This window comes from Flavobacterium panacis, from assembly GCF_024649945.1.
GTDB lineage: Bacteria > Bacteroidota > Bacteroidia > Flavobacteriales > Flavobacteriaceae > Flavobacterium > Flavobacterium panacis.
The window spans coordinates 13,220-25,699 of sequence record NZ_JANKMS010000009.1; the positions used below are offsets into that span (position 1 = coordinate 13,220).

The window sequence follows — 12,480 nt, forward strand, 5'->3', positions numbered from 1 at the left end:
ATTTACGGCTTATGTGATATCAGTAAAAATAAAATAAACTATGTTTGTTATAAAATAATTTATATCATGGTAAATCTAGAATGGTACAGAACATTTAAGGCGGTTTATAAAAATGGTAATTTTTCGGTCGCCGCAAAAGAGTTATTTATGAGTCAGCCGGCGGTGAGTCAGCAGATTTCTATGTTAGAAGCGCATGTTGGTAATAAATTGTTTAACCGAAAATCGAAAGGGGTTGAACCAACAGAATACGCTAAGTTACTGAATAATTTGATTATAGACGCGCTCGACAGGCTCGAAAGTGTTGAAACTAGTTTTAGATCCAAAGCCGAAGATGCGAATCGGTTAATTTCTGTTGGTATTTCAAAACATCTTTTTGGTTGTGTCGGCGATCTCCTCATTGCAAAGTTTGATTTAATTGATTTTACTTTTGCAGAAAACGATGAACTTTTCGCTTTGGTAGATGCTAAAAAACTGGATTTTGCCATTACCACCAAAAGATTTGACACTTTTGATACCACTTATGAAATCGTCGGAAAAATTAAACTGATATTGGTTGCACCGACTAGTTTAGATATAAGCGAATTTCGTCAGAAATTAAAATCAGATAATTTTACCGAAATAGAGCAATGGCTTAATGCACAGAAATGGTACAGCCATGATGCTCGTATTCCGCACATAAAGCTGTTTTGGTTGCATGCTTTTAATAAAAAGAGGCCATCAATGGTACCCAATTATATTATTCCTTCTGAATTTGAAATGTTAAGACTTTTATCTAAACATGATGGAATTGCTGCAACATGGAATTGTAATGCGAGAAATTTCATTAAAAAAAATAAGCTTCAATTAGTATGGAATAGTTTTCATGTCCCAGAAGAATTTGTGTACTTACTAACTCCAAAAAATAATAACGTAAACTCGTTTTTTGAGATTATTGCTAAAGAATTAAAACTGTTTTTCGGTAACAGATTATAGATTTTTACCCTTATTAAAACATCTGAAAATTCTTCTTTTTTTGCTTTGACCTTATTTTTTAAAAGAATATTTTTGAGTAATAAACCACTAAAATTTCCATTATGAAAAAGATTACAGCAGTTTTAATGTTTACAATGGCATTTTTCATCAGTATTTCTTGCAGTAAAAGTGAGGAAGAAAATATAGTAGATTGTTTTGGAGATTCTATTTTTACTGAATTAAAGCATCCTGCAGATGCTGCCAATTCAAAAAAGATTAATTTTTCAATTGAGTATTCTGGAGACGAAAGAACACTAAGCAATGTAAAATGGACTTTTGGAGATGGGCAAACTGCGACTGGTATAGCTGTATCACACACTTATAGTGCAGCAGGTTCTTATACAGTTAAAGCTGAAGTTACGACCAAGAAAGGAAATTCTTCAGAATGTTCACATGAGAAAAATAAAACGATAACGGTGAATTAGAAAACCGACAATATATTTTTTGAGAGTCAATTCTGTGATTTATGCTTGAGCATTCAATTACAGAATTGACTCTCATTCGTTATATTTGTTTGATATGATTTACGATTATGGAAAAATTACAAAATATTAGAATTGCGGTAGATGCTATTGTTTTTGGTTATAAAAACAACGGTTTATATGTGTTATTGATCGAACAAAAGTTTGGTTCTGCTGATAAATACTGGGCATTACCAGGAGGTTTGGTTCAGAATGAGGAATCGTTGAGCGATGCAGTAATTCGAGAATTGCATGAAGAAACCAATGTTCAGCTGAATTTCATGGAACAATTATACACTTTTGGAGATGATATTTTTAGAGATTCCAGAAATCGTGTAATTTCAGTAGCGTATTACGCTTTGGTCGATGCTTCAAACTTAGAAATTAAAGCCGATACCGATGCAGAAAGAGTACAATGGTTTAAAATTGATGAAATTCCGTCTTTGGCATTTGATCATAATTTAATTCTCAAAAAAGCCATTGCACGATTAAAATCAAAACTAACTTACGAGCCTATTGGTTTCGATTTGCTTCCAGATGAATTTTTATTTTCGGATTTGGAAAATCTTTATTGTACCATTTTAGAAAAGGAAATCGATCGAAGAAACTTCAGAAAAAAAATATTGAGTTACGGAATCTTGGAACAAACCGATAAAATTGCTCCTGTAAAAAACGGAAGGCCTGCCAAACTTTTTAAGTTTAATAAATTGAAATACAGTTCGTTAGTTAAAGAAGGCTTTCACTTCGAAATAAAGTTTGCGTAATTTTTACACAAAATATATTGTTTATTTAAAATTAAATTCTACATTTGCGTATAATTAACGCAAACTAAAAAGCTATGATACTAAATCTCGACCCAAAATTCGCTCCATTTCAAAATCAGGAAGAAATTAAATTTCAAAGTTTTACTTTCTCTGGAGGAGAACCACACATCAAAATCGTTCCAGATTTTGATGTAAATAGAAAAGTGACCATTACACATAGATTAAATTCATTCAACGATTTAGGTTTGTTGTGTATTACAGTAGATGCTTTGCGCAGAATGGACATTAAGATTATTGATCTTTTTATTCCGTATTTTCCAGCTGCGAGACAAGATCGTGTTATGATTCCTGGTGAGCCGTTATCTGTAAAAGTGTATGCAGGTATCATCAACGCCATGCAATTGAACAAAGTGTTTGTTTTTGATGCGCATTCTGAAGTTACGCCAGCTTTGTTGAATAATAGTACTGTAATTCCGAATTACAGTTTTATTCAAGAAGTGATAAAAAGAGTAGGCGAAAACGTAAAACTGATTTCTCCAGACGGAGGCGCTTTGAAAAAAATCTACAAAGTATCTGAATTTTTAGGTGGTGTTGAGGTTGTAGAATGCAGTAAAAGCCGTGATGTAAAAACTGGAAAATTATCTGGGTTTAAAGTTTACAATGATGATTTAGAAGGAATGGATTGTTTAATTGTAGATGATATCTGCGATGGAGGAGGAACTTTCGTAGGATTAGCAGAAGAATTAAAAAAGAAAAACGCAGGGAAATTATACTTGGCAGTAAGCCACGGAATTTTCAATAAAGGATTTGAAGTTTTAGATTGTTTCGACAAAATATTTACTACGAATTCTTTTAAAGACTTTGACGGCGAGAACGTTGAAGTCATAAAATTTGAATTATGAATAAAAATGCAAGAACAGAAATAGCAAATAAAACCTTAGAAATCATACAGAAAGGTTTTTATGATTATAAAGGGAAAAAGATTCCCGTAGAAAAAGAACTTAAAGAATCTATAAAAAATACGTTCACCATTGCACCAAACGATTGGGATGCAATTTTGAAAACACCAATTGAAAATAAGTTTGAAACAGAAATAATTACGAAAAACTGTTCGACAATTGAAGCAATTATTCAAGAAGAAAATGGTAAAATCTGTGTTCTGAATTTCGCTTCAGCGAAGAATCCAGGTGGTGGATTTCTAGGAGGCGCTTCGGCTCAGGAAGAAAGTTTGGCAAGATCATCCAATCTTTATGATACGCAGATTAAAGACAAAACGATGTATGATTTTAACAGAAATCAATCTTCGTTTTTGTATTCAGAATATATGATTTACAGTCCAAATGTTTTGTTTTGGAATGATGATAATGGGAATTATTTTGAAAAACCATTTGTTGCAGATGTAATCACGGCGCCGGCACCAAACAAAGGCGCGATGTTGCAGCACAACAGGAAAGATGAAATTGCTAAAACAGATGAAGTTTTCAAAAGGAGGATGGATAAAGTATTAGCAATTGCAGCAAAACAAAATATTGAAACATTGATTTTGGGAGCTTGGGGATGTGGTGTTTTTAGAAATGAACCTAAAGATGTAGCGCAATTATTTAAAGAAATTATTGCAGAAAAATATGCTGGTGCTTTCAAAAAGATAGTCTTTGCCATATTTAGCAATTCTGATAAAAAACCAACTCTTAAGATTTTTGAAGATACATTCAATTGATATGAAAGTCATTTATCCAGTAAACGAAATTGAGAATCAAGGAATTAAAATCTTTCTTGCCGGAACAATAGAAATGGGCAATTCGGAAGACTGGCAGCAAAAAGTAGTCAGCGATTTTCAAGATTTCTATAAAGAAAAAGAAGTCGTAATTTTTAATCCAAGACGTTTTGATTGGGATTCGAGCTGGGAACAATCAATCGAAAATAAACAATTCAGTGATCAGGTAAACTGGGAGTTAAATGCTTTAGAAGCATCAGATTTCATTATTATGTTTTTTGATAAAAACTCTAAATCTCCCATTTCAATGCTCGAATTAGGATTGTTTGCAGATTCAAAAAAGATGCTGGTATGTTGTGAAGAGGTTTTTTGGAGAAAAGGAAATATCGACATTGTTTGCAAACGCAAAGGAATTCCAACTTTTGAAAGCTTAGAAGATTTAATTAAAGCACTAAAGAGTTTGATCAAATTATAAAAAGATAATCTATTAACCGTTTCAAGTTTAATATTCCAAATTTCAAGTTAAATATACAACCTGAAACAAGAAAAACCTGAAACAAAAACAACCAATAAAGTTATGAGCGACGATTTAAAACCAAGATTTATTGAATCTTTAAAAAGAAACAATGATCAGATTAGAGAAGACAGAGCCAAAGTAATTGGTGAAGATTCTGAATTAATTTACAGACGAAGAGTCGAAGACATCGAATTAAAAATCAAAAGACTCGAAAGAGAGCAAGAAGGATTAATTGATATTAGTCCGCTGGATAAAAACAGTTTGACATTTGCTGATTTTCAGCCAGAAGCCTTTGTGCAGAAAGACATGGAACTTTCGTTGACCATCAGAAATTTAAACATACAGTTTGAGGTTACAAAAAAGAGATTTGAATATTTATTTGGTAAAAAATTCTAGTTATGGGAGGTACAAGATACGATATAGGCGCTCGTTTGAGCAGAGCAGAAGCAGCAGGTTACGGAAAGAAATCAGCTAGTGAGATATTTACACAGAACGCATTACATAAGGCTCATGAATCTATGAATCCGAATGGAGTGATTTTTAGAGAAGCAAGAGATTCTGATGTGCATCCAAACACCGTTCCAATCATTTTAGGATTGGACGTTACAGGAAGTATGGGACATATTCCACACGAATTGATTAAAGACGGACTTCCAAAATTAATGGGCGGAATTATTCAAGGAGGCGTTCCAGATCCAGCACTTTTATTCTTAGGAATTGGAGATCACGAATGCGACAGATATCCGCTTCAAGTTGGTCAGTTTGAATCTGGTGACGAAGAATTGGATATGTGGTTAACAAGAACCTACATCGAAGGCGGAGGCGGAGGAAACGCTGGAGAAAGTTATCTTTTAGCTTGGTATTTTGCAGCTTTTCACACCAAAACCGATGCTTTCGAAAAAAGAGGACAAAAAGGATTGTTGTTTACAGTAGGTGATGAACCAGGTTTAAAAACGCTTCCAGCTTCAGCAATTAAAGAAATAATGGGTCAGGGACAACAGACTTATACGCATCTTGAATTATTAGCAGAAGCGCAAAAAAGGTACGACGTATATCACATTAGTGTTTTGCATTCAGGACAAGCAATCAACGCTGATGTTGAATGGAAAGAATTGTTGGGACAAAACTGTTTGTCTATCGAAGATCACAGAGAAATTCCAAACGTAATCAAAAAAATAATCTGTGATAAACATAAAAGTTCAGGTTTAGGAACAACACCAGTTTCTGATACAATAAACACAGGTTTAGATAATATAGAAATGCTTTAAATCTTAGCGTCTCTGCGCCTTTGCGAGATTAAAATATAAAGTTTTTTTCTTAGCAATGAGAAATTTGCTCGCAAAGACGCGAAGTCGCAAAGATTTCTTAATTGAAAAGTTAGGTTTAAAAAACTTAGCGTCTCTGCGCCTTTGCGAGATTAAAAAATAAAAAAATGAAAACAGCGAAAATAGTTATAGGTTTAGGATTTGGTGATGAAGGGAAAGGCATAACAACAGATTTTCTGGCAAAACAAAACCCTGAATCTATAGTTATTCGCTTTTCGGGAGGACAGCAAGCCGCGCATACCGTTATGATAGGTGACAGAAAACACGTGCATTCAAGTTTTGCTAGCGGAGCACTTCGCGGACTTCCGTCTTATTATAGTGAGCATTGTACGATTCATCCACTTTTTCTTTATAACGAAAGAGAAGAATTAAAAGAAAAAAAAGCTAATCTGGATTTGTACATTCACCCTTTAGCAAAAGTTACCACTCCTTTTGATGTCTGGCACAACAGAGGAAATGTACGAAACATTGAAAACGGAACCTGCGGAAAAGGCATTGGTTCAACCATGAAAAGAAACGAAGGTCCGTACAAATTGTTTGCTATCGATTTGATTGCGCCTCGCGAAATGCTTTTAGAAAAACTAAACCAAATCGCCTATTATTATGGTTTTTCAAACGAAAGTGACATCGACGATGAAGTAGAGCGATATCTGGAAGCTATCGATAAAATACAATGGAATATTGTCGATTACACATTCCTTTCAAAATATGAAAATCTGATTTTTGAAGGTAGTCAGGGAATTCTGCTCGACATGGATCATGGGGTTTTCCCCAATGTAACGTATGCTAATACTACTTCAAAAAATGCCATTGAAATTTGTAATAAACTAAAGATTGAAGATGTAGTGGTTTATTACATAACCCGAAGTTATTCAACCCGCCACGGACACGGCTGGATGGCGAATGAAGGAGAAATTAAATTAAAAAACAACGAAGAAGAAACCTGTGTTTTTAACGAATACCAAAAACATTTACGTTTTGGAACTCTGAATTACGAACTTCTGAATTATGCTCTAAAACTCGATACAGCCTACAGCCCAATGGCAAAACGAAATTTGGTTGTAACCTGTATGGATCAGCTGGAGCAGGATTACGAGTTTGAAAATCTCACAACAGAATTCAATGAAATTTATGGATCATTTTCACCCGATTCAAAAGATTTCAAAAACATAACTTCTTTGTATCAATAAAATAGAAAAAATGAAATACAATATAGAAAACATAGATCCAGAAAGTAAATTTTTATTTTTCTGGGGACATCAGCCAAGTAAAGACGGAACGATTATTAAAACTTGTTTCAGTCAATGGTGGTTGAGTTCTTTTGAAGTGGAAGGAATAACGTATAAAACTGCCGAACACTGGATGATGGCTAAGAAAGCGGAATTATTTGAGGATCAGGAAATTTTAGAAAAAATCCTGGAATGCAAATCTCCAGCGGAAGCTAAAAAATTAGGTCGAAAGGTTAGAAATTATGATGATAAAATCTGGTTAGAAAACCGATATGAAATCGTAAAACAAGGAAACTTCCACAAATTCAGTCAAAATGCTGATTTGAAAACCTTCTTATTAAATACGAACGAACGAGTTATTGTCGAAGCAAGTCCAGTCGATCCAATTTGGGGAATCGGAATGGCGGAAGATCACAAAGATGCTTTAAATCCTGAAAAATGGAAAGGACTGAATCTTTTAGGTTTTGCTTTGATGGAAGTTAGAGATGAATTGAAATAATTATCATGAAAATTGAATTGCTAAAAGCAGACATAACAGAAATTCAGGTTGATGCAATAGTAAATGCCGCGAACACTTCTTTGCTTGGAGGCGGTGGTGTTGATGGAGCGATTCATCGAAAAGGAGGAAAAGCAATTTTAGATGAATGTGTCCACATTAGAAATAAGCAAGGAGGGTGCAAAACAGGTGAAGCTGTAATTACAACGGCTGGAAATCTTCCTTGTAAATATGTTATTCATACTGTTGGACCAGTTTGGAATGGTGATAAGGAAGAAAAATCAAGATTGCTGGCAAATTGTTACAATAACAGCTTAAATCTTGCTGTAGAAAACGGAATTAAAACGATTGCTTTTCCAAATATCAGTACGGGAATTTATCATTTTCCCAAAGATAAAGCTGCTGAAATCGCGGTAAAAGCTGTGAAAGATTTTAACAAGATTTCGGAAATAGACAAAGTACTCTTTGTTTGCTTTGATGATGAAAATTATCAGATTTATAAAAGCATTCTGTAGTTGTTCCGTTAGGAACATTTCGTTGGTAGAAAAAAATATCGATAAATTGAATTTACGTTCCGTAGGAACGTTTGATTAAAAACAGAAAAAATGGAAGATATTCAATATATAAAAGGCGATGCAACATCACCACAAGGACCAGAAAACAAAATAATCGTTCACGTTTGCAATGATATTGGCGGATGGGGAAAAGGATTTGTAATGGCAATTTCAAAAAGATGGAAAACGCCAGAAAAACAATATCGTGAATGGTTCAAATCTAAAAATGATTTCGAATTAGGGAAAGTACAGTTTGTTCAAGTTGAAGAAGATTTATGGGTGGCGAATTTAATAGGTCAGCACAAAATCAATAAAGATGAAAATGGTGGTGCTCCAATTCGATACAATGCTATTGAAGAAGGATTAAAAGCAGTTTCTGATTTTGCAAAAACAAACAATGCATCAGTTCATATGCCAAGAATTGGATGCGGATTAGCAGGAGGAAAATGGGAAATGATTGAACCTATCATTCTTAAAACGCTGTCTGATCAGGATATAAAAGTCGTGGTTTATGATTTTTAAATCCATAATAAAAAATATTAAAGATGAATGAAAAAATAGCAAAAAGCGTCAGCAAATTTTTGAGTCTGGTGCTTAGACATTCGCCTGAAACTATCGGATTAAAATTAGACGAAAATGGATGGGCAGATGTACAAGAATTAATTATAAAATGTAATAAAAAAGGACAACGTTTAGATGCGGAACTTTTAGATTACGTTGTAGAAAATAACGATAAAAAGCGTTTTGCTTACAATGAGGATAAAACCAAAATTCGTGCAAGTCAGGGACATTCGATTTCGGTTGAATTAAATCTGGCAGAAACAGAACCTTCAGAATATTTGTATCACGGAACAGTTGGCAAATTCATGGAAAACATTCGTAAAGAAGGTTTGAAAAAAATGAGCCGTCAGCACGTGCATTTAAGCAAAGACAAAGAAACAGCAACAAAAGTTGGAAGTAGAAGAGGAGTGCCGCAGATTTTAACCATTAGAAGTGGAGCCATGTACAGAGACGGATTTAAATTTTATTTATCTGAAAACAATGTTTGGTTGACTGATGAGGTTCCTGCAAAATACATTGAATTTTAAAAATGAAAAGAACACTAGTTTTTGGAGATATTCACGGAGGATTAAAAGCCTTGATTCAGTTATTGGAGCGAGTTACAATATCTGAAAATGACCGATTGATTTTCTTGGGAGATTATGTGGATGGTTGGAGCGAATCGGCGCAGGTTATTGATTTTCTGATTGATTTATCTCAAAAACACGAATGTATTTTTATAAAAGGAAATCACGATGCTTGGTGTCAGGAATGGTTAGAAAAAGATGTCATAAATGATATCTGGTTTTTGCATGGAGGAAAATCGACTATAGAAAGTTATCAAGATATTGATCTTTCGGAAAGGCAGAAGCATGTAAAATTCTTTGATCAAATGAAAGATTATTTCGTAGATGAAAATAACAATCTTTTCATTCACGCCGGATTCTCATCGATGCACGGACCAGAAAAAGAACATTACCAAACCAATTTTTCGTGGGATCGAACGTTATGGGAAATGGCAGTGACAATGGACAAACGAATCAAAAAAGATTCACTTTTATACCCAAAAAGGTTATTGCTTTTTAATGAAATTTATATCGGACACACGCCAACACTTCATTACGATGTAGACATTCCAATGCAAGGTTGTAATGTTTGGAATATTGATACGGGAGCATGTTTTTATGGAAAACTTTCCTGTCTAGATATTCAAACAAAAGAATTTTGGCAAAGCGATGTCGTACAGACATTTTATACCAACGAAAAAGGAAGAAATAAATAATGAAAAGTAAAATAGAAGCGGGTTTGTTTGGTGTTGCAGTTGGTGATGCGTTAGGTGTTCCGTTTGAATTTCTTTCGAGAAATCAGATGAAAGAATCTCCAGCTGTTGACATGATTGGATATGGAACACACAATCAACCTGCAGGTACTTGGAGTGATGACAGTTCATTGACTTTTTGCCTTGCAGAAACATTAGCAGAAGAATACAATTTGCAAAAACTAGCCAATTGCTTTGTAAACTGGAAAGAACACAGCTATTGGACACCGCATGGTGAAGTTTTCGATATCGGGATTGCAACATCAATTGCCATTCATGAATTGCATTGTGGAAAAGATCCTTTACTTGCAGGAGGCGATACAGAAGACAGCAATGGAAATGGTTCTTTAATGCGTATTCTTCCATTGCTTTTTTATATCAAAGATATGCCGATAGACCAGCGATTTCAGCATGTTAAAGAAGTTTCGTCACTTACGCATCGTCATATTCGTTCCGTAATGGCTTGTTTTATTTATCTTGAATATTCTCTACAGTTATTCAATGGCAAAAGTAAAGACGATGCCTTAAAAGAAATGCAGGAAATTGTAAAATTGTTTTTTGAGAATGCTAATATGCCTCAGTCAGAAATTGAATGTTTTCATCGAATACTTTCTATTAAAGTTGGTGATTATGATGTTCAGCCCATTGAATCTGTTTCCGAATCGGAAGTGTTTTCTTCTGGTTATGTATTGAATACATTGGAAGCTGCTATTTGGTGTTTTCTTCAAAGTGATAATTATAAAGACGCAGTATTGAAAGCTGTCAATCTAGGAAGTGATACGGATACAACTGCGGCAGTCGCAGGCGGATTGGCTGGAATTTATTACGGAATCGAAAATATACCAGCAAAATGGATCGATAGTTTGGCGAGATCTAATGATATAAAAGATTTAGCAAATAGATTGTCAAAGAAATTAGAAAAATAACTGAATTTAGGAATATTTGAATATGTCTTTGAAATTTGATAATTTGTACGAAAATTTAAAATAATACCATAAAATATATGAACCCACTACTATTAACCGACGGTTACAAAGTTGACCACAGAAGACAATATCCAGACGGAACCACAATTGTATATTCTAACTGGACACCAAGAAAATCAAGAATTGAAACGGTTGATGAAGTCATCTTTTTCGGATTGCAGTATTTCATCAAAAAATATATCATTCATGACTTTGAAGAGGAATTCTTCAAAAAGCCAAAAGAAGAAGTGATTAAAAAGTATTCTCGAAGAATCAATAATTATTTAGGCGAAAATCTTGTCGGAATTAAACATATTGAAGACCTACATGATTTAGGATATATTCCAATGGTTTTTAAAGCATTGCCAGAAGGAGCAAGCGTTCCGTTGCGAGTTCCAATGTTTACGATGTACAATACGATTCCAGAATTTTTCTGGCTGACGAATTATTTCGAAACGTTACTTTCTGCAGTAGTTTGGTTGCCTTGTAACTCAGCAACAATTGCAAAAGAGTATAGAAAAGTATTAGACAAATATGCAGCAGAAACCTCTTCTGTTCCAGAATTCGTAGATTGGCAAGCGCACGATTTCTCCATGAGAGGAATGGGAGGGATAGAAGCGGCATTAACTTCTGCAGCCGGACATTTATTAAGTTTCACAGGATCTGATACGATTCCAGCAATTGATTTCTTAGAAGAATATTACAAAGCTAATTCAGATCAGGAATTGGTTGCAGGTTCAGTTGCAGCGACAGAACATTCTGTGATGTGTATGGGAACAACTGAAGGCGAGTATGAAACTTTTAAAAGATTAATTACAGAAGTGTATCCAAAAGGAATTGTTTCTATCGTTTCTGATACTTGGGATTTATGGAAAGTTCTAACAGATTATCTTCCAAGATTAAAAGAAGAAATCGTTTCAAGAGAAGGCAAAGTCGTAATTCGTCCTGACAGCGGTGATCCAGTTGATATTATCTGCGGAAATTCAAATGGAAAAACAGAACAAGAGAAAAAAGGCGTTATCGAATTGCTTTGGGATGTTTTCGGTGGAACGACAAATGCTAAAGGATTCAAAGAATTGGTTCCACAAATCGGAGCGATTTATGGAGACAGTATTACCGTGGCAAGAGCAACTCAAATCTGCGAAAGATTAAAAGAAAAAGGATTTGCTTCTACAAATGTTGTTTTAGGAATCGGATCTTTTACATATCAATACAATACCAGAGATACTTTCGGGTTTGCAATGAAAGCAACTTACGGAGAAGTAAACGGAGAGGGAAGAGCCATCTTCAAAGATCCGATTACAGATGACGGAACTAAAAAATCAGCTAAAGGATTGATGAAAATCGATTTAATCGACGGTAAGTATCATTTAACGGATAATGTTTCTTGGGAAGAAGAAAAACAAGGCGAATTGAAGGAAGTTTTTAGAGATGGAAAACTTTTGATTGATCAATCGCTAAGTGAAATTAGAACAAGAGTAAAAAGTGAAGTGAACGTTGAAGCATAATATCAAAGTTTAGAACGCATTTATAATCAAGTCCCAGAGGGACGAAATATTTATAGCATCATTTTTAAAGTATCACAA

16 protein-coding genes are annotated in these 12,480 nt (G+C 34.3%); all 16 read left to right on the forward strand.

Features of this window, described 5'->3' with window-relative positions:
• The first annotated feature begins 66 nt into the window (after positions 1-66).
• The gene (locus NQQ59_RS18190; protein ID WP_144216889.1) at positions 67-972 is read left to right on the forward strand and encodes a LysR family transcriptional regulator; all 906 of its coding nucleotides are present in this window, start codon (positions 67-69) and stop codon (positions 970-972) included.
• 101 nt (positions 973-1,073) lie between these two features.
• A complete protein-coding gene (locus NQQ59_RS18195; protein ID WP_144216890.1) occupies positions 1,074-1,436 on the forward strand; it encodes a PKD domain-containing protein in 363 nt (120 codons plus the stop codon).
• A gap of 107 nt (positions 1,437-1,543) precedes the next feature.
• Positions 1,544-2,236 carry an NUDIX hydrolase gene (locus NQQ59_RS18200; protein ID WP_144216892.1) on the forward strand — a complete coding sequence of 231 codons (693 nt, stop codon included), beginning with the start codon at positions 1,544-1,546 and terminating at the stop codon, positions 2,234-2,236.
• Positions 2,237-2,310: 74 nt separating this feature from the next.
• A complete protein-coding gene (gene prs / locus NQQ59_RS18205; RefSeq protein ID WP_144216894.1) occupies positions 2,311-3,138 on the forward strand; it encodes a ribose-phosphate diphosphokinase in 828 nt (275 codons plus the stop codon).
• Complete coding sequence (locus NQQ59_RS18210) at positions 3,135-3,953, forward strand: TIGR02452 family protein (RefSeq protein ID WP_144216896.1); 819 nt, start codon at positions 3,135-3,137, stop codon at positions 3,951-3,953. The genes prs and NQQ59_RS18210 overlap by 4 nt, the downstream gene beginning before the upstream one ends.
• 1 nt (position 3,954) lies before the next feature.
• The gene (locus tag NQQ59_RS18215; RefSeq protein WP_144219800.1) at positions 3,955-4,425 is read left to right on the forward strand and encodes a nucleoside 2-deoxyribosyltransferase domain-containing protein; all 471 of its coding nucleotides are present in this window, start codon (positions 3,955-3,957) and stop codon (positions 4,423-4,425) included.
• A gap of 102 nt (positions 4,426-4,527) precedes the next feature.
• Positions 4,528-4,863, forward strand: coding sequence for a hypothetical protein (locus NQQ59_RS18220; protein ID WP_144216898.1), 336 nt, complete (start codon positions 4,528-4,530; stop codon positions 4,861-4,863).
• 2 nt (positions 4,864-4,865) lie between these two features.
• Positions 4,866-5,735 (forward strand): hypothetical protein, encoded by an 870-nt coding sequence (locus NQQ59_RS18225; protein ID WP_144216900.1) that lies wholly within the window; start codon positions 4,866-4,868, stop codon positions 5,733-5,735.
• A 164-nt stretch (positions 5,736-5,899) separates the two neighbouring features.
• Positions 5,900-6,982, forward strand: coding sequence for an adenylosuccinate synthetase (locus NQQ59_RS18230; RefSeq protein WP_144216902.1), 1,083 nt, complete (start codon positions 5,900-5,902; stop codon positions 6,980-6,982).
• A 10-nt stretch (positions 6,983-6,992) separates the two neighbouring features.
• Complete coding sequence (locus NQQ59_RS18235; RefSeq protein WP_144216904.1) at positions 6,993-7,520, forward strand: NADAR family protein; 528 nt, start codon at positions 6,993-6,995, stop codon at positions 7,518-7,520.
• A 5-nt stretch (positions 7,521-7,525) separates the two neighbouring features.
• Complete coding sequence (locus NQQ59_RS18240; RefSeq protein WP_144216906.1) at positions 7,526-8,032, forward strand: O-acetyl-ADP-ribose deacetylase; 507 nt, start codon at positions 7,526-7,528, stop codon at positions 8,030-8,032.
• 90 nt (positions 8,033-8,122) lie between these two features.
• On the forward strand, positions 8,123-8,593 hold the full coding sequence (locus NQQ59_RS18245) for a macro domain-containing protein (RefSeq protein WP_144216908.1): 471 nt from the start codon (positions 8,123-8,125) through the stop codon (positions 8,591-8,593).
• A gap of 23 nt (positions 8,594-8,616) precedes the next feature.
• A complete protein-coding gene (locus NQQ59_RS18250) occupies positions 8,617-9,159 on the forward strand; it encodes an RNA 2'-phosphotransferase (protein WP_144216910.1) in 543 nt (180 codons plus the stop codon).
• Positions 9,160-9,161: 2 nt separating this feature from the next.
• The gene (locus NQQ59_RS18255; RefSeq protein WP_144216912.1) at positions 9,162-9,893 is read left to right on the forward strand and encodes a metallophosphoesterase family protein; all 732 of its coding nucleotides are present in this window, start codon (positions 9,162-9,164) and stop codon (positions 9,891-9,893) included.
• The gene (locus tag NQQ59_RS18260) at positions 9,893-10,855 is read left to right on the forward strand and encodes an ADP-ribosylglycohydrolase family protein (protein ID WP_144216913.1); all 963 of its coding nucleotides are present in this window, start codon (positions 9,893-9,895) and stop codon (positions 10,853-10,855) included. The genes NQQ59_RS18255 and NQQ59_RS18260 overlap by 1 nt, the downstream gene beginning before the upstream one ends.
• A 77-nt stretch (positions 10,856-10,932) precedes the next feature.
• Entirely contained in the window at positions 10,933-12,402 is a 1,470-nt protein-coding gene (locus tag NQQ59_RS18265) for a nicotinate phosphoribosyltransferase (RefSeq protein WP_144216915.1), read from the forward strand.
• Positions 12,403-12,480 lie beyond the last annotated feature (78 nt).